An 18,339-nucleotide genomic window follows, 5' to 3' on the forward strand; every position below is an offset into this window, starting at 1 on the left:
TTTACATACTGGCGTTCTATTTAATCATGAATTATTTCGCCTGATATGGAGTTAATCGATTGGATCGTACTCATTGGGACCATCATTTTTATTGTCTGGTTCGGAATTTACAAATCACGCGGAAGTAAGAATGTAAAGGATTATATAGGAGGAGGCAAAGATGCCCAGTGGTGGACCATTGGGCTTTCGGTTATGGCCACGCAGGCCAGTGCAATTACCTTCCTCTCTACTCCCGGGCAGGCATATCACGACGGGATGGGATTTGTACAGTTCTATTTTGGTTTGCCTATTGCCATGGTGATCATCTGCCTTGTTTTTATCCCTATTTACCACCGTCTAAATGTATATACGGCATATGAATACCTCGAGTCCCGCTTTGACAGGAAAACAAGGACCCTAACCGCTATACTGTTCCTGGTTCAGAGAGGCCTGGCTGCAGGGATCACGATATTTGCTCCGGCGATCGTTCTTTCGGCAGTACTTGGCTGGAACCTCACTTATTTAACCATCATAATTGGTGCTTTGGTAACCATTTACACGGTTTCCGGCGGAACCAAGGCCGTGAACGTGACCCATAAACAGCAAATGGCGGTGATCTTTTTCGGGATGATCGTAGCTTTTTTTATTATTCTGAATTATTTACCGGAAAATGTAAGTATTGTTAATGCGCTCGAAATTGCTGGAACATCAGGCAAAATGAACATTCTTGATTATTCATTTGACCTGGAAAATCGGTATACCCTCTGGAGCGGACTAATAGGCGGAAGTTTCCTTGCCCTCTCCTATTTTGGAACCGACCAAAGCCAGGTGCAGCGTTATCTTTCGGGAAGATCGGTAAGGGAAAGTCAGTTGGGAATGCTTTTCAATGGATTTCTGAAAGTTCCCATGCAGTTCTTTATTTTACTGGTTGGGGTCATGGTATTCGTCTTTTACCAGTTCAACCAGGCTCCTCTCAATTTTAATCCTGCAGCCACCGAAACGGTTCTCAATTCCAAATATGCACATCAATATGAAGATCTAATTATAGAACATCAGGAAGTCCAGGAGCAAAAGAACAGGCTCGGACTGGAATATATTGAAAGCAAGGAAAATGGCAGTGAAGCTCAAATAACCGATCTACGAGAAAAATACCTGGAGCTCGATCAACAGGAACGTGAAATCAGGGAACAGGCCAGGAGTTTTATAGACGAATCTGATGTGGAAGCTGAAAGCAATGACAAGGATTACGTGTTCATCCATTTTATTCTGAACAACCTGCCTCGAGGTTTCATTGGTCTTTTACTGGCCGTAATACTTTCCGCAGCCATGTCATCAACAGCTTCTGAATTGAACGCCCTTGCCTCGACCACCGTGATCGACCTTTATAAAAGAAACCATCGCGAGGAAAAAAGAGAAGCGCATTATTTAAATGCTAGCAAATGGTTCACTCTTATGTGGGGCCTTATAGCCATAGCCTTTGCCAGCCTTGCAGACCTGTTTGATAACCTTATCCAGCTGGTAAATATTATAGGTAGCTTGTTTTACGGAAATGTCCTGGGTATCTTCCTCCTTGCATTCTTCATAAAAATGATAAAAAGTAACGCGGTATTCGTTGCTGCTTTGATCACACAGGCCATTATTTTTATCGTTTTCGAGATGGAAGTGATTCCTTATTTATGGTTAAACGTGCTAGGTTGTGTATTGGTGATGGCGATCGCTTTCATAATTCAACTAACAAAAAACACTAACAACAGGATACAGACCAGATGAGTAGAAAGATAAAATGGGGAATTGTTGGGCTTGGTAAAATAGCTGGGAAATTTGCTGAAGGTCTCAAGCATGTAGAAAATGCACAGCTTTATGCAGTTGCCAGCCGGGACCTGGCCAAAGCAGAAGAATTTTCTGAAAAACATAATTCAGAAATAGCCTATGGCAGTTATGAGCAATTAATGGAAGACCCGGAAGTAGAAGTGATCTATGTCGCAACTCCACATTCCCTTCATGAAAGAATAAGTATCCAGTGTTTAAATCACGGCAAAGCCGTGCTTTGCGAGAAGCCATTCGCCATAAACCTGGAACAGGCCAAAAAAATGATCAACCTGGCCAGGGAAAAGGATATTTTCCTGATGGAAGCGATGTGGACGATGTTTTTACCACATTTCCAGCACGTACTTGAGCTGGTAAATTCGGGTAAATATGGTAAGGTTAAAAAGATCAAGGCCGATTTTGGCTTTAAAGCCGAATTTGATGCCAGTAAACGGCTCTTCAATAAATCCCTGGGCGGTGGAAGTTTACTGGATATTGGTATTTATCCGGTTTTCCTGGCCTATGCGATCCTGGGTTATCCTGAAAAAATAGAAGCCAGCTCTCATTTTGCTGAAACCGGGGTAGATACCTCTTCCGAAATTCGGTTTTCCTATTCATCGCAGGCTGAAGCTGAACTGTATTCCACTCTCGCCGAAAAAACACCTACCACTGGTGAGGTCCAGTTAGAAAAGGCTGTGATTAAGATCAATTCCAGGTTCCACGAACCTTCAAGTCTTACTGTAATTACAGATGGAAAGGAAGAGCATATAAAATTTGAAAATATTGGGAATGGATACAATTACGAGGCGGCGCATGTCACTCGAATGTTGCTCGAACATAAAACCGAAAGCGATAAAATGGACTTCACCAAAACCCTGGATTTGATGAAATTGCTTGATGATATCAGGGAAAAGACCGGATTGGTTTATTAAAAAAAGGTTTTCCTTTATCAAAGTTTTCGTCAAGCTGAAGTTATTTCAGCTTCTCAAAAGATCCAGAAACAAGTTCAGGATGACGTTTTAGACAAAAGAAAACCTTTTTGTTTTGTTCGAAGAAGTTTATTTACCTCCCTCCCATTCTGCGATGGATTCTTTATTCATTTTTACGTAATCGGCATTATTGGCTTTTTGAGCCGAAGCCATGGATTTTTTAGCAGTTGCTATAGCCTCCTGTTTTTTACCCATATCGGCTTCTATCAATGACTTTCTTCTAAGCATCCAGAAAGCCTGGTCACCAGCCATTTCGGTAGCCTTGGTAACCCATTCGTATGCTTTATCAAGATCTTTTCCAGATTCATGATAATAAGAAGCAGCCGCAAAATAATCATTTGCAGTTGGCCCGTTCATCACTCTTTCAATGCTGGCCATGGTTTTAGCCTCGGTGGGAACGCCAACCTTTACAGTTGCGATTTTATCAGCCCATCCCATTTTGAGATCGGCAGCATCATTTTCCAGATTTGCAAACCAGATGGTAAAATTTTCGATATCAGACATTGGTTCTGAAATTTCAGCGGTGGTCTTTAAAGCAACCTTGCTTTCGTCCCAGTTCTGTGGCACACCCCAGTTATCGGTAGTACTATAGAACATCACCTCCCAGGAACCTTCCTTCGGAATGGAATAGATGGAATAAGATCCTTTTTTCAGTTCTTTTCCATTAATGGTCACATCATCGCTGAAGTTGATCTTGGTATTCGCATTGGCTCCGGTGCGCCATACTTCACCATAAGGCACCAGGTCACCATAGACCTCTCGCCCTCTCATTGCAGGCCTGGAATATTCAACGGCTACATCGGTAAGCCCTACTGTTTGTTCAACTTTGGCAGCCGGGCTCGGAGCAGGCGCCTGGATTTGAGCGTTCATAAGACCTGTAGCCAGGACCATAACGCCTAGAATTAGTTTTTTCATTTGGTAATAGATTAGTTTAAGTAATAGTATTGAGTAAATATAGATAAGTTACCCCTGTTATCAAACATTTCAGTTTTATATTTTGTTTAACGGTATATATTTTATTTTAAACAAAACCTGACTTACTTTTATTTTAAATTCTATGAATGAAAATATATACCCTGCATAAGTTTCAAAAGCTACCCATTACGGTAGAGAAAGCCTGGAATTTTCTTTCAGACCCCAAAAACCTAAAGGTGATTACTCCGGAATATATGGGGTTTGACATACTTTCTGGAGCCGACAGACCCATGTTCCCAGGGCAGATCATACAATACATTGTAAAACCCGTCGCCGGGATCAAGAACAAATGGGTGACCGAGATCACCCATGTTCAGGAAGGGGAATATTTTGTGGATGAACAGCGCTTTGGCCCTTACAGCCTCTGGCATCATAAACATTTTATCAAGGCCATTCCCGGCGGTGTGGAAATGGAGGATATCGTGGATTATAAGCTTCCCTTCGGAATCCTGGGCCAAATGGTTCAACCTTTTCTGGTGAAACCAAAGCTGGAAGAGATCTTCGAATATCGCCAGAAAAAGCTGGTAGAACTTTTCGGTGAATATCAAAGTGAAAACGAAAGCAGGCAAACCCAAAAACATGACATTTTAAATTGAGAATTATGAAAAAGAATATTTTATTAATTGGAGGTTCAACAGGAATTGGAAAGGAAATAGCAGAACGTTTAAGCGAAAAAGCCAATGTTTTTGTAGCCTCGAGAAATGAGATTGAAACCGATAAGGAGATAAAACATCTAAAATTCAATGCCCTTGAAGATGACATAAAGGAACTCGACCTGCCAGACCAGATAGATGGTTTTGTCTACTGCCCCGGCAGCATTAACCTGAAACCGTTCAAGATGCTCAGCCTTGAAAATTTCGAAAAAGAGATGCAATTAAATTTCTTCGGCCTTGTAAAATCGCTGAATGGAATTATGGATAGACTCAAGAAATCCGATCAGGCAAGCCTGGTATTCTTTAGCACGGTAGCGGTAAATACCGGAATGCCATTCCACACCAGCGTAGCCGCTGCAAAGGGAGCCATCGAAGGTTTTGCGCGTTCCCTGGCCGCAGAATATGCACCAAACTTAAGAGTGAACGTGATCGCCCCGTCATTAACTGATACTCCCCTGGCCGAAAAGCTACTTTCTTCAGACGATAAAAAGAAGAAAATGGAAGACAGGCATCCTTTAAAAAGATATGGAAAACCTGAAGATATCGCTTCTGCAGCCACCTTCCTCCTGGGTGAGGAAAGCAGCTGGATGACCGGGCAGATACTTGGCGTTGATGGCGGACTATCGGCCCTTAACGTTAATTAATATGCAGGAAAAGATCAATATTTTCTGGTTTAGAAGAGATCTCAGGCTGGATGATAATGCAGGTTTCAGAGCCGCGCTACAGGATGACCTGCCTGTTATGCCAATTTTCATCTTCGATACTGAAATCCTTGATAAACTTCCCGAAGATGATGCAAGGGTCACTTTTATTTTCGAGACACTTCAAAAGATGCGAAATGAGATCCAGGAAGAATATGGAAGCAGCATAGCCATGTTTCATGGAGAACCTAAAGTTATATTTCAGAAAATAACTAAGGATTATAACATCCAGAAGGTATATACCAACCGGGATTACGAACCCTATGCAAAGGAAAGAGATGAAAAGATCACCAAATTGCTGGAGGAAAATGACATCGAGTTCCTTGACTTCAAAGACCAGGTGATCTTCGAAAAGAATGAGGTGGTCAAGAACGACGGGGATCCTTATGTGGTTTACACGCCCTATAAAAACACCTGGATGGAAAAATTCAGGAATACCGAGCTCGAATTCCAGTACACCAAGCGGTATATGGATAATCTTGTGGAGCACAGCAGGCTTCCAAATTTGAGCCTGGGCGATATTGGGTTTAAAAAATCGAGTCTTAAGGTTCCCGATTACCAGGTTACACCCGGACTTATCAAGGATTACGAGAAAAAAAGGGATTATCCGGCCGTAGAGGGAACTTCCAGGTTAGGCCCGCATCTAAGGTTTGGTACGGTTAGCGTTAGGCAGATGGTACGGGAAGCCGATAAACAGCGGAACAAAACCTTTTTGCAGGAGTTAGTTTGGAGAGAATTCTTTATGCAGATACTTCATCATTATCCTGATACGGTGACCGAAGCTTTTAAGAAGAAGTACGATCGTATCAACTGGCGGAATAATAAGGAGGAATTTCAGAAATGGAAGGAAGGAAAAACCGGCTATCCGCTGGTTGATGCCGGAATGCGTCAGCTTAATGAATCAGGCTACATGCACAATCGAATCAGGATGCTGGTAGGATCCTTTCTTTGCAAGCACCTGCTTATCGACTGGCGCTGGGGTGAAGCCTATTTTGCCGAAAAACTGCTGGATTACGAAATGTCTTCCAACGTAGGAAACTGGCAATGGATCGCCGGAAGCGGAGTTGATGCCGCGCCTTATTTCAGGATCTTTAACCCTACGACCCAGATAGATAAATTCGATAAGAATAAGGAATATATCAAGGAGTGGGTCGAAGAATTTGGTACTGATGATTACCCGGAGCCTATGGTAGATCATAAAGAAGCCCGGGAACGGGCCCTGGAAACCTACAAAAAAGCTGTTAGCACTTAGCTCAGCAGCTTTTTTGCCTTTTCAAGATCTTCAGGCGTATCAATCCCGATGCTTTTAACTGAAGTTTCGATCATTTTGATCTTCTTCCCGTATTCGAGGTACCGGATGCATTCAATCTTCTCGGCTGCCTCCAGCGGAAGCATAGGTAATTTGTAAAAATCCATCAAAGCCGACTTTCTAAAAGCATAAATTCCTATGTGCTTAAAATAAGTAACCTTTGCAGACGTATCTCTTGGATAAGGGATGGGGAATCTGGAGAAATACAAAGCAAAATCATTATGATCTGTGATCACTTTTACATTATTCGCACTGGTAATCTCATCACTTTCGTATAAAGCGGTTTTTAAGGATGCAAGGTCAATTTCTTTTAAATGGTCCTGTTCGAAAACCTCCAGCAGTTTGGCCAGACTGTTCTTGTCAATGAACGGCTCATCGCCCTGAACATTCAATACAATGTCTACATCCATATTTTCAACAGCCTCAGCGATTCGGTCACTTCCGCATTCATGTTCCTTCTGGCTCCTGATGACTTTCCCACCATGCTGTTTGATCTCTGCCTCTATTTTGTCGCTATCGGTTACTACGTAAACTTCGTCAAAAAGGTTGGTGTCTACTGCCGCTTCGTAAGTACGCCTTATCACAGTCTTCCCAGCAAGATCCTTCAGGAGTTTCCCCGGAAACCTGGATGCCTCATAACGCGCTGGAATCATCGCTATTACTTTATTCTTTGAAACTGCTTTCATCATATTGTAAAATTAAGGATTAGTTGGAAGCGAAGAAGTCATCTCCGAAACCAATAAGGTATAATTTATCCTTGGCACGTGTCACAGCCGTATACAACCACCGTAGATACTCCTTCCCCACTCCGTTAGGCAGGTAAGGCTGTTCAATAAACACCGTACTCCATTGTCCACCCTGGGATTTGTGACAGGTGATGGCATACGAGAATTTTATCTGAAGGGCATTAAAGTATTTATTGTTCTTGATCTTCAAAAACTGTTTGTATTTAGAGCGTTCGTTCGCATAATCCTTCTTTACTTCCTCGTAGAGTTTATTTGACTCCTCATAGGTAAGTGAAGGGGTATTGCTTTCTAGAGTATCGAGCATTACCACGGTTTCAAAAGGCCTCATTTTTGGATAATCTACCATTTGAACCTTCACCTCGGCAAATCGAAAGCCATACAGTTCTTTAAATCCGAAGATTTCAAGCACCTTAACAATATCTCCGTTTGCAATGAAACCAGCTTCACTGCTGGGTTTGAGCCAGAAATAATTATTCTTTACTACCATTAGATGATCACCGGCAGAAATTTCTTCTTCCTGAAATAAAATCCTGGATCTTATTTGCTGGTTATACATATTCGCACGTTTATTGGAACGCACGATAATGCTTGTCTCTTCATGCCCCAACGAACTATAAGAATCCTGGATAGCATCCATGATCTCATAGCCATCGATCAACCTCACCACATCAGCATTCTGGGATAGCTCGAACTGAAAACTTTCATAAAAACCTTCCTGCAGGCTTTCCCTTATTAAAGTGGCGTTATGAAGAATATCACTGCCCTCGCTTTGTCTAACCACTTCGTCAAGTTCGATGAATGAAACCTCCTTATTATAGTTAATTTCCAGTTTCTGTTCTTCAAGCGCCGGGCTAACCTCCATTTTCACTGGTGGCAGCTGGGCGGTATCTCCAATAAGAATAAGCTGGCAGCGATGACCGGCATAAACAAACTCGATAAGATCATCAAGCAAAGAACCATTTTCAAATAACTTGGAATTCCCGCCATCGTCTGATATCATCGAGGCCTCATCAACGATAAAAATACTGTTTTTATGCTTGTTCGGTTGAAGCGTGAATTGCACGCCTCCTCCACCCGATTTCTTCGGAAAGTAGATCTTTTTATGAATAGTGAAGGCTTCTTTTCCCGAATAATTCGAGATGACTTTCGCAGCACGGCCGGTTGGTGCCAGAAGCACACCCGATTTCCTGATCTTCCACAAATTCTTAACCAGGCTGCTGATAATAGTGGTTTTCCCGGTTCCCGCAAATCCCTTTAACAGGAATAATTGGTTATCACCTCCTTCCACTGTAAACTTGGAAAGCATTTGCAAAGCTATATTCTGCTTATTGGTAGCAGTAAATCCTAAGTCTTCAGTTAGTAATTTATAAAAGGAGTCGGGAGTGGGTTTATCCATAGAAAGCGCATAAAATCTCAAAGATAAGAACGGATTTTTATGACAGAAACTTTTCCGAATAAAAAAAAGTTGTAGATTTGTCGGTAACCTTAACCCTGAAATTTAACATAAATTAAAAAAAATGAGATTTGTAATTCAGATTCTTCTATGGGCAGTAATTATCTTCCTGGCATATCTTACTTTCAATGCAGTTTACGAACCACTTCAGTTTAACAAAGTAAAAGAGAAAAGATATACCAAGGTTATCAAAAATCTTAAGGATATCAGATCGGCTGAATTAGCTCATAAGGAGGTGATCGGCAAATTTCAGGGAGACTGGGACAGCCTTGTAAAATTCATCGATACGGCTGAATTTGCTATCACCCAGCGTCGCGATACTACTTTCCTTGATGAAGAATATAAGAAGACTTACGGTGTAGACCAGTACATTGAAAGTGTTATAATAGACACCTTAGGCTTCGTACCAGTTAAAGATTCACTTTTTAACGGAAACGAACAAAGATACCGAAACATGATGAACGTTCCTGTTGAAGGGGTTGACGCCAAGTTCGAACTTCGCGCCGGATTCATCCAGAAAGGTGAGAATCAAATCCCGGTATTCGAAGCGAGAATCCCTAAAGCGGTTGTGCTTCAGGACCAGGACAGAACCCTAGTACTTCAGGAAAATGAAGTTCAGTCTGTAGACGATGTAAATGGTAGATATATCAGTGTTGGTTCCATGACCGAAGTTAGTACCAGTGGTAATGGATTTGACAGATATGGTGGAGAAGGCGATAACGACTAAGGAAACTAATTCCAATAATAAACTGTCCATTCAGGTTAGCCTGAATGGACTTTCTTTTTGCATCCTGGACAAAGAGAATTCCAAAATTGACTTTTTTAAAAGCATTCAGTTCGACAGGCAACTGGACCCGGTTAAACTTCTGGAGAGGATCGAAAAGACCTATGAATCGAATGAAGAATTGCAGCAACCGGTAACTGAGGTTAGCCTTATCTTCAACAATTCGCTTTTTAGCCTGGTTCCTAAAGAACTTTTTGATGAAGATAATGCCTCGAATTACCTCAAGTTCAACACCAGGATCTTAAAGACCGATTATATAGCCCATGACTCCATAAGAGATGAGATCGTTAATATTTACATCCCTTATGCCAACATCACCAATTATTTTTTCGAGAAATATGGTGAGTTCGAATATAAACACAGCCTGAGCGTTCTTATCGAATCTTTGCTGGAACTGCCAAAAGAGGCAAATCCCAGGGTTTATTTACATGCCGGGCGACATTCCTATGACCTGGTGATCATCGAAAATGGGAAGCTTATTTTTGCAAATAGTTTTGACTATGAAACTCCGGAGGATTTCCTGTATTACTTGTTATTTACTGCTGAACAGCTTGAATTGAATCCGCAGACCTTTGACCTGGTTCTCCTGGGAAGGATCACCAGGGAATCCAAAGAATATAAATTAACGTGGAATTACGTAAGAAACATTTCGTTTATGGGGCCGTTTCACAGTTACGATTTTGAAAATGACAGCAACACTGCTAATGAATTATCTGAATACCTCCTTATAAAATCACTGGCATGAGAATAATCTCGGGAAAATATAAAGGAAAAAGACTTATAGCTCCAGCCAAACTTCCGGTGAGACCTACCACCGATGTGGCAAAAGAAGCCCTGTTCAATATTCTCAATAATTATTATCATATACCTTCAGTAAAAGTACTGGATCTATTTTCGGGAACGGGGAATATCTCCTACGAATTTGCAGCCAGGGGCAGCGAAAATATCACCGCCGTAGATGCCAATTACGATTGCGTAAGGTTTATAAAAAAAACTGCTTCAGAACTCGATTTTTCGATCACCACCATCAAAAGCGACGCCTTCAAATATCTTGAAAAAGCTGCGGTAAAGGCAGATATCATCTTCGCCGATCCGCCATACAACATGGAGAAGGATGATTTTGCCAGGATTGCCCAACTCGTATTTGAAAAAGAACTACTTCTGGAGAATGGCCAATTAATCATTGAACACTCTAAACATACCGATCTTTCAGACCTTGATCATTTCAGAGAAGGGCGAAAATATGGAAGTTCTGTTTTTAGTTTCTTCGAATAAAGCTTATCTTTCTTTTATGACCCAATCTACGAGGAAGCTAAAACTTAGTTTCACAGAGCTTGAGTTCTATGAAACTGCTGTTATTTCTACTATCAAAGAAAACCTGATCTTTGGGCATGAGCATGTTCAACAGTTAAGGAAGATCTGTATTGATCATTATGGAAACAGGGACTTCGTTTATATCACCAACAGGAAATATAATTATAATGTGAACCCAGTGATCTACCTGGATCTTATTCAGGTTGGAACTTTAAAGGGAATCGCTGTGCTTAGCGATAAAATAGAAAGATTACAAACGGCTAATTTTGAACGGAATTTCTCCCCCGTACCTTACGAACTTTTTGAAATTCGTGAAGAGGCCCTGATCTGGGCTAATAGTTTGGTAAATGATGACTGAAATTGTTCACCGAAACAACCAGAAAGTGCAGATCAAAACACAGATATTAAAAAAGCAGGTCTGTAAGCCGGATTCTGTCACCCGGTGAATAAGACCGGGTTCCTTATCATTTATCTGAAAGCATCGTTACCGATGCTCTTTAGCTGCCTACCCTCCGGCAACGGACGAGCAATCCTTAAAAACCGGTATACATGGCATTGCACCGCATAGAGTTTACCTGATTTCACTACAGCCTTACCTGTACATTCTTTCTGTTGCACTGGTCCTGATCTCACGACCGATGGGTGTTACCCACTATGCTGCTCTGTGGTGTCCGGACTTTCCTCCCCGAATATGGTCGGAGCGATAAGGCGACCTGCTTGGCGCAAAGGTAAGGCAATTAATGTTGATTTCTTAGGCTATTTGTTCATAAATAAGGCCTATCTGGCTGGACTTTAGGTCAGCGATTTTTATCTTTGTCTTTCAATACTTTTTAATGGAGCATTTTGTAGTATCAGCACGAAAATACCGCCCGCAAACTTTCAGGGATGTGGTAGGACAACAGGCGATCACCAACACCCTGGCCAATGCCATCAAGAACAATCACCTGGCACAGGCCTTATTGTTCACTGGCCCGAGAGGTGTTGGGAAAACTACCTGTGCCCGTATCCTGGCTAAAATGATCAACCACGATGGTACTCAAAGTCCGGATGAAGACTTCGCCTTTAATATCTTCGAGCTCGATGCTGCTTCCAATAACTCGGTAGACGACATCAGGAACCTGATAGACCAGGTTCGTATCCCACCACAGGTAGGAAATTACAAGGTATATATCATTGACGAGGTTCACATGCTATCCCAGGCTGCTTTCAACGCGTTTTTAAAGACGCTGGAAGAACCACCAAAACATGCCATCTTTATCCTGGCAACTACAGAAAAGCATAAGATCATACCTACTATCCTGTCTCGTTGCCAGATCTTCGATTTTAAAAGGATCACCGTTAGTGATGCTAAAAATTACCTCGCTTATATAGCTGAACAGGAAGGAGTAAATGCTGAAGACGATGCACTCCACATCATCGCTCAAAAAGCTGATGGTGCCATGAGGGACGCACTTTCTATCTACGATCGCGTAGTAAGTTTCAGCGGAAATGATCTTACCAGGAAAGCGGTGACCGAAAACCTGAATGTGCTGGACTATGATACTTATATGCAGGCTACCGACCTGATTCTCGAAAATAATATACCGCAATTACTTGTCAATTTTAACGAAACCCTTGCCAGTGGATTTGATGGGCATCATTTTATAGCCGGCCTGGCTTCTCACTTTAGAGATCTGCTGGTTTGTAAGGACCAAAGAACCATAGACCTGCTGGAGGTAGGCGAAGAAACCAAAGCCAGGTATTTTGAGCAATCTCAAAAGACTTCCCTTCAGTTTCTACTTGAGGCCATAGACCTGGCAAACGATTGTGATTTAAAATACAAGAACAGCCATAATCAAAGGTTGCTGGTAGAATTATGCCTGATGCAACTGGCTTCGCTGAGTTTTAATTCTGAAAAAAAAAAGCCTGAAGTAAAGATCATTCCACCTTCTAACTTCGAAAAGGAGGCGGTAAAGATCAATAGTCAGAAAAAAGAGCTGGTTCGTGAAAATGAGCATGATGTCTCATCGCCTTCTGAAGAAATAAGCCTTCCGGAAAAGGATGCACCCACAGAAACCTGTGCCAAAACAGAAGAACAGCCATATTATTCTGAAAACAGTCCGGGTAGCCTTCCGAAGAAACCAGAAGAAGGTATACAGGCCAACAGGACAGCTGGAAATTCTGAAAACGGCGCTACCGGTCTTTCGCATAAAGAGGAGGAAGAGGTAATTGAGACTAACGGAATAACCCAGAGTTCAACTCCTCACATTACCAAACCTGAAACTACCACGAATGAAGAAGTGGCCACCGTCAACGCCTCCTCAAATACCGGTTTTCCCGAAATCAAAAGAGAAAAGGTCTCTGGCCTTTCGTTAAAAAGTATTTCAAAAAAGAAAGAACTTGCAGAGAAGCTCCGGGAAAACGAACCTGTTGAAGAAGTGATGGACGACGAGTTTGATGAGGAGAAACTGGTGGAAGAATGGAAGAAATACACTGAATGGCTTAAGAAAAAGGGTGAAAAGATCCTTGCTTCCATCCTGGAATCGCAGAACCCGGTTCTGAATGGCAGGGATATAGAACTCACATTTCCCAATGAGACCATGAAATTAGACCTGGAAAAGGAAGAAAACAGGTTAATGGCCTATCTTAAAAAGAAGCTTAGAAATACACATATTGCTTTAGTGATCAAAGTAGATGAACAGGTTTCACGAAAATACGCCTTTACCCCACAGGAAAAATATGAAAAACTAAAGGAAGCCAATCCTTTAATAGATAAATTAAGAGCAACTTTCGATCTGGACGTATAATTATGTTAGGACTTAAATTACCCACCGATCCCAGGTGGACCGATATCGCCAAAAAGAATATTAAGGAGATCCTTATAGATCACGCCTATTGTGAACAAAAGGCTGCATCTACCGCTATTTCACTTATAGTTACCTTTCCTGAATATTCGGAACTGGTAACCGCCATGACCGCGCTTGCTAGGGAAGAAATGGGACATTTTAGAATGGTTCATGACCGCATCCTTCAAAAAGGCTATACCATGGGTCGGGAACGAAAAGATGAATATGTTCTAAGGCTTATGAAGTTCTTTCCTAAAGGTGGAAGCCGCGACACCCAGCTGGTTCACCGTTTATTAATAGCCGGGCTGATAGAGGCTCGAAGCTGCGAACGTTTCAGGCTTCTTTCTGAAGAGCTGGAAGACGAGGAACTCGCGAAATTCTATAAAGATCTAATGATAAGCGAGGCCAACCATTATACCATGTTCCTTAAATTTGCCCGTAAATACGGTGAGCGTGAGGAAGTAGATAAGAAATGGCAGGCCTTACTCGATTATGAGGCCGAGATCATGAAAGATTTCAATAAATCTGAAAGCATTCACGGCTAGGATTTTTTCGTTGCCCTGTTGTAAAGCGATTTTATAATACCATCTGCCAGTCCGATCTTTGGAACAAAGATGCGATTGGCTTTTGCCCATTTCATTGAATTCACATAGATCTTCGCGGCTGGAATGATCACATCTGCACGGTCATTTTTCAGTCCTAATTCGGTTATTCGCTCTTCGTAGGTATAGCTATTCAGCTTTTCATTATAATCCTTCAGATATTTTAAACTAAGCGGTTTCCCATCCTTTTTACCACTGGTCTTAAAGATATTGTTGATGTTTCCACCTGAACCTATCAGGTCAATTTCATCATAGCCATTGGTGGTTTCCTTGACCCAGTCCTGCATTTCTTCCCAGGTACGATGCTCCACCAGGTCTTCCATCATCCTTACGGTTCCTACTTTAAAAGATCTTGAAGCGATGGTCTTTCCGTTGCTATATAAGGTATACTCGGTACTACCACCACCAACGTCCACATACAGGTAGTTACAATCGTTCTGGATGAGCGCATGCAGATCTGTCGCGGCAATAATAGCAGCTTCATGGGAACCATCGATAATTTCAATGTTTACGCCGGTCTTTTCCTTTATTAGCTGGCCAACCTCCCGGCCATTTTTGGCTTCCCTCATAGCCGAGGTTGCATAGGCTTCATACTTTTCGACCCCGTGAGATTTCATCAATAAATTGAAAGCCTGCATCGTATCTACCATTCTTTGAATATTTTTTTCTGAAACCTTCTGGCGCAGGAACACATCGGCTCCCAAACGTATTGGCACTCTCACCAGGGAGGTTTTCCTGAAATCGGTATCCATTCCTTTCTTTTCTGTTATGGTGGAGATCAAAAGCCTAACGGCATTGGATCCAATATCGATTGCGGCGTAAACTCGTTGTTTTATCATTACTCGTTGATTTCAATTTTTTTCAGATAGTAATCGTACAGGGCCAATTGTGACCTAATTACGGGGCCATCGGTCTTGCGGTAAGGATTTTCGATTCCCCTGCAATGAAGCCTTGCCTTCACATTATCGCTCCAGCTGATTTCAAATGTTTCTATTAATTCGCTTTTAATATCCTCATCGTAGATCGGGCAGGAAATTTCCACACGTTGATCCAGGTTTCTTGTCATAAAATCGGCTGAAGAAATATAGACCTTTGGATCTCCTGCATTTTCAAAGATAAACACGCGAGGATGCTCCAAAAATTTATCCACGATACTAATAGCCTCAATATTTTCGCTTAAACCAGGGATCCCCGGCACGAGACAGCAGATTCCCCTTACAAGCAATTTCACCTTTACCCCTGCCTTGCTTGCCATGTAAAGTTTATCGATTACACCGGTATCTGAAATACTATTCAACTTTAAGCGAATACCTGCAGGAAGACCATTCTTCTTATTGTCGATCTCATTCTGGATAAGCTTATAAAGAGCACTTCGGGTATAATGCGGAGAAACGATTAGATGTTTGTATTTATTCACCTTATAATTGATCTCGAAGAAATCGAACACCTTGTTCACTTCCTTCAGAATTTCAGGATCTGCGGTAAATAAGGTATAATCGGTATAAACCTTTGCGGTGCTTTCATTGAAATTCCCTGTGCTAATAAATCCATATCGCTTCAGTTTACCTTCTTCTTCACGTTCGATCACGCAAGCCTTACAATGCACTTTCAGTCCTGGTACTCCAAAAATGAGCTTCACGCCTTCCTCCTGCATTTGTTCCGCGTAGCGGATATTAGCAACCTCGTCAAAACGAGCGCGTAATTCGATCTGGACGGTAACCTTTTTTCCATTCTTTACCGCATTGATCAGTGAACTGGCAATATGCGAGATCTTTGCAAGGCGATAAATGGTTATCTTGATCGTCTTTACTTTTGGATCGAGTGCAGCTTCCCGAAGAAATTTCACCACATAAGCAAAACTCTGGTAAGGTGCGTAAAGCAGGTAATCCTTATCAGCAATTCCCTTAAGTACACTGGTTTGCAAAATGAGCCCCGGGATTGGTAACGCATCCTTGACCTCGTAATGAAGATCGCCCCTGCCCAATCCTGGGAATTCCATATAATCCCTTCGATTATGATACCGCCCGCCGGGAATAATACTATCGGTAGCATCTATTCCCATTTTATTCATCAAATAGGTAAGGGTGTCTTCTTCAATATTCTTATCATAAACAAACCTAACCGGGTCACCTTTGATACGGTCCTTTACACTATCTGATATCTTTTCTATAAAACTTTTACTTAGATCGCTGTCAAGATCCAATTCGGCATCCCTGGTGATCTTGATCATGTGGGCCGAAAGTTTTTCGTAGTTGAAAATATTGAAAATCGTGTGCAGATTATACCTAATAAGGTCATCAAGAAGAATGATATACTGATTTCCGTTCTCTTCTGGTAACACGACGAATCGTTCAATATTTCGGGGAATTTCGATCAGAACGTAACGGATGTCCTTCTCGCCCCGATTCAGGATCTTGGAAATTCCCTTTTTAGGTTCAGTTTCATCTGCCATCACCATTTTAACTGCCAGGTACGCTGCACTGTCTTTAAGCGATGGCATTTCCGGAAGTTCATTAAGAATGATGGTTACCAGGGCCGGACTTACCTTGCTTAGAAAGAAGTTCTTTATAAAATCCTGGTGGCTCTCAGAAACTTCATCCTCCTTAATGATATGAATGTTATGCTCCTTCAGCTTTGACTGAATATCTTCAAGTATCTTCAAACTTTCAGCCTGCTGGTCGATCACGATCTTGGTTATCTCCTCTAGCAATTTACTCGCCTTTATTCCGCCAAGGGCACTTTTCCCGGTTTTTCCGGCGAGGTCAATCCGTTTAACCGTGGCATAACGAACTTTAAAGAATTCGTCCAGGTTATTGGAAAAGATCCCCAGGAATCTAAGCCTTTCAATAAGCGGAACCGTTTCATCTGCGGCTTCCTGTAACACCCTGGCATTAAAAGACAGCCAGCTTAGTTCCCTGTTGGTATATCGTTTTTCAAGCATGTAAAATATTATCGTAGATTTTTTGGAAACAAGGTGACCAGCGTTTTTCCTTTGCTTATATCATTCCAGGAGTCCTCTTTAAAATCTATGACACAAAGCCCTGTTGTAGGCAAATTGTCTATACGCTTATCGCCAAGATGATTCACCAGGATCGTCATGGCCGGATTATGGCCAAAAACAAAAAGCTTATCTACCTCATCATCGCAGGTTTTGATCACCGAGAGCAATTCATTCTGGTTAAAGGTGTAAAGCTCCTCCTTTACCTCAAATTTATCATCAGGCACATTGAATTTTTCCCTGAAAAGCTTTGCGGTTTCGTGAGCCCGCACGGCGTGACTAGTCCAGAAAAGTGCAGGCGGTTCATAGAAATGTTTAAAGGCATTCAGTACCAGTTCAGCATCATTATAAGCTCTTTTCTTCAAAGGCCTGCGATGATCGGGAAGTTGTTCGTTATCCCAGGATGATTTGCCGTGTCTAATTAAAATAAGTCTTTTCATAAATTAAGGTGCCAGTCGTTCAATTTTCCAGTTATCATTGTTTTTGGAATACAGGATCCTGTCGTGTAGCCGGTTTCTCCTACCCTGCCAGAATTCCATATTTATCGGTTTTACTATATAACCTCCCCAATTAGTTGGTTTTGGAATCTCGAGATTCTTATATTCTTCTTCCAGTTTTGCAAGCCTGTTTTCGAGAATAGCCCTGGAACCTATCACAGAACTTTGTGCAGAAGCATGGGCTCCAAGCTGACTCCCTTTGGGCCGTGATTTAAAATATGCAGTGGATTCGGCTTCAGCAATTTTTGAAACTTTACCCTGAATTATTACCTGTTTTTCCAGGGCGGGCCAAAAGAAGGAAAGGCAGCATTGCGGATTTTCGTCCAGCTGTATACCTTTTTCGGAATGGTAATTAGAAAAGAAAATAAAGCCATCCCGGCTATAGGACTTTAATAGAACCACTCTTGTTTTAGGCATTCCATTTACACCTACTGTAGAAAGGTGCATGGCATTGGCTTCATCGATGTGATCATTTTCATCGGCCATGTCGAACCAGGATTGGAAAAGGATAAACGGGTTAGCTGGAAGATCGGCTTCCGTTAATTCACCTTTTTCATAAGACTTCCTGTAGTGTTTTAAGTCCTTTTGCATAGTTTAAGGAAAGTTTACTGCAATTTACAAGTTTATTAAACAAGGCTAAAATGTTTTTTTCCTGGCCAAAGATCACTCATCGTTTAATATGTTTTACATCACTTAAGATCAAAAAAT

18 protein-coding genes and 1 other RNA gene are annotated in these 18,339 nt (G+C 41.8%); 11 read left to right on the forward strand and 8 right to left on the reverse strand.

The features are described from left to right. Positions 1-45: 45 nt before the first annotated feature. Both MKO06_RS12355 and MKO06_RS12360 read left to right on the forward strand, forming a co-directional pair. Entirely contained in the window at positions 46-1,749 is a 1,704-nt protein-coding gene (locus MKO06_RS12355) for a sodium:solute symporter family protein (RefSeq protein ID WP_241551457.1), read from the forward strand. Continuing rightward, positions 1,746-2,717 (forward strand): Gfo/Idh/MocA family protein, encoded by a 972-nt coding sequence (locus tag MKO06_RS12360; protein WP_241551458.1) that lies wholly within the window; start codon positions 1,746-1,748, stop codon positions 2,715-2,717. Before MKO06_RS12355 ends, MKO06_RS12360 begins: the two co-directional genes overlap by 4 nt. A 126-nt stretch (positions 2,718-2,843) precedes the next feature. On the opposite strand, the gene MKO06_RS12365 is transcribed toward MKO06_RS12360, so the two are convergent. Continuing rightward, a complete protein-coding gene (locus MKO06_RS12365) occupies positions 2,844-3,689 on the reverse strand; it encodes a DUF2911 domain-containing protein (RefSeq protein ID WP_241551459.1) in 846 nt (281 codons plus the stop codon). Between the two features lie 146 nt (positions 3,690-3,835). Between MKO06_RS12365 and MKO06_RS12370 the strand changes: the two genes are divergently transcribed. From MKO06_RS12370 to MKO06_RS12380, 3 genes are read left to right on the forward strand one after another with little or no spacing between them, the layout of a single operon-like run. Beyond that, a complete protein-coding gene (locus tag MKO06_RS12370; RefSeq protein ID WP_241551460.1) occupies positions 3,836-4,345 on the forward strand; it encodes an SRPBCC family protein in 510 nt (169 codons plus the stop codon). 5 nt (positions 4,346-4,350) lie between these two features. Further along, positions 4,351-5,046, forward strand: a complete 696-nt coding sequence (locus MKO06_RS12375; protein WP_241551461.1) for an SDR family NAD(P)-dependent oxidoreductase — start codon at positions 4,351-4,353, stop codon at positions 5,044-5,046. Between the two features lies 1 nt (position 5,047). Further along, positions 5,048-6,355: a cryptochrome/photolyase family protein gene (locus tag MKO06_RS12380; RefSeq protein ID WP_241551462.1), complete on the forward strand. Its 1,308-nt coding sequence runs from the start codon at positions 5,048-5,050 to the stop codon at positions 6,353-6,355. On the opposite strand, the gene kdsB is transcribed toward MKO06_RS12380, so the two are convergent. Beyond that, positions 6,352-7,098: a 3-deoxy-manno-octulosonate cytidylyltransferase gene (gene kdsB / locus MKO06_RS12385; RefSeq protein ID WP_241552054.1), complete on the reverse strand. Its 747-nt coding sequence runs from the start codon at positions 7,096-7,098 to the stop codon at positions 6,352-6,354. The genes MKO06_RS12380 and kdsB overlap by 4 nt on opposite strands. 19 nt (positions 7,099-7,117) lie before the next feature. Continuing rightward, positions 7,118-8,554, reverse strand: coding sequence for an ATP-dependent DNA helicase (locus tag MKO06_RS12390; protein WP_241552055.1), 1,437 nt, complete (start codon positions 8,552-8,554; stop codon positions 7,118-7,120). Positions 8,555-8,675: 121 nt separating this feature from the next. Between MKO06_RS12390 and MKO06_RS12395 the strand changes: the two genes are divergently transcribed. From MKO06_RS12395 to MKO06_RS12410, 4 genes are read left to right on the forward strand one after another with little or no spacing between them, the layout of a single operon-like run. Further along, a complete protein-coding gene (locus MKO06_RS12395) occupies positions 8,676-9,338 on the forward strand; it encodes a hypothetical protein (protein WP_241551463.1) in 663 nt (220 codons plus the stop codon). Then, positions 9,298-10,140, forward strand: coding sequence for a DUF3822 family protein (locus MKO06_RS12400; protein ID WP_241551464.1), 843 nt, complete (start codon positions 9,298-9,300; stop codon positions 10,138-10,140). Before MKO06_RS12395 ends, MKO06_RS12400 begins: the two co-directional genes overlap by 41 nt. Beyond that, complete coding sequence (locus MKO06_RS12405; protein ID WP_241551465.1) at positions 10,137-10,670, forward strand: RsmD family RNA methyltransferase; 534 nt, start codon at positions 10,137-10,139, stop codon at positions 10,668-10,670. The genes MKO06_RS12400 and MKO06_RS12405 overlap by 4 nt, the downstream gene beginning before the upstream one ends. A 16-nt stretch (positions 10,671-10,686) precedes the next feature. Further along, positions 10,687-11,067 carry a hypothetical protein gene (locus MKO06_RS12410; protein ID WP_241551466.1) on the forward strand — a complete coding sequence of 127 codons (381 nt, stop codon included), beginning with the start codon at positions 10,687-10,689 and terminating at the stop codon, positions 11,065-11,067. 47 nt (positions 11,068-11,114) lie between these two features. Here MKO06_RS12410 and rnpB read toward each other — a convergent pair. Further along, an RNA gene (gene rnpB, locus MKO06_RS12415) (RNase P RNA component class A) lies at positions 11,115-11,429 on the reverse strand. A 113-nt stretch (positions 11,430-11,542) separates the two neighbouring features. Here rnpB and MKO06_RS12420 point away from each other — a divergent pair. Next, positions 11,543-13,495: a DNA polymerase III subunit gamma/tau gene (locus tag MKO06_RS12420; RefSeq protein ID WP_241551467.1), complete on the forward strand. Its 1,953-nt coding sequence runs from the start codon at positions 11,543-11,545 to the stop codon at positions 13,493-13,495. Positions 13,496-13,497: 2 nt separating this feature from the next. After that, the gene (locus MKO06_RS12425; RefSeq protein WP_241551468.1) at positions 13,498-14,079 is read left to right on the forward strand and encodes a MiaE family protein; all 582 of its coding nucleotides are present in this window, start codon (positions 13,498-13,500) and stop codon (positions 14,077-14,079) included. Here MKO06_RS12425 and MKO06_RS12430 read toward each other — a convergent pair. Genes MKO06_RS12430 through pdxH form a run of 4 tightly spaced genes read right to left on the reverse strand, consistent with a single transcriptional unit; the run spans position 14,076 to position 18,222 of the window. Further along, the gene (locus tag MKO06_RS12430; protein WP_241551469.1) at positions 14,076-14,975 is read right to left on the reverse strand and encodes a Ppx/GppA phosphatase family protein; all 900 of its coding nucleotides are present in this window, start codon (positions 14,973-14,975) and stop codon (positions 14,076-14,078) included. The genes MKO06_RS12425 and MKO06_RS12430 overlap by 4 nt on opposite strands. Continuing rightward, entirely contained in the window at positions 14,975-17,077 is a 2,103-nt protein-coding gene (gene ppk1 / locus MKO06_RS12435; protein WP_241551470.1) for a polyphosphate kinase 1, read from the reverse strand. The genes MKO06_RS12430 and ppk1 overlap by 1 nt, the downstream gene beginning before the upstream one ends. Positions 17,078-17,085: 8 nt before the next feature. Beyond that, a complete protein-coding gene (locus MKO06_RS12440; RefSeq protein WP_241551471.1) occupies positions 17,086-17,574 on the reverse strand; it encodes a SixA phosphatase family protein in 489 nt (162 codons plus the stop codon). A gap of 3 nt (positions 17,575-17,577) precedes the next feature. Next, the gene (gene pdxH, locus MKO06_RS12445) at positions 17,578-18,222 is read right to left on the reverse strand and encodes a pyridoxamine 5'-phosphate oxidase (RefSeq protein WP_241551472.1); all 645 of its coding nucleotides are present in this window, start codon (positions 18,220-18,222) and stop codon (positions 17,578-17,580) included. Positions 18,223-18,339 lie beyond the last annotated feature (117 nt).

Origin of the sequence: Christiangramia oceanisediminis (genome assembly GCF_022570735.2) — a bacterium.
GTDB lineage: Bacteria > Bacteroidota > Bacteroidia > Flavobacteriales > Flavobacteriaceae > Christiangramia > Christiangramia oceanisediminis.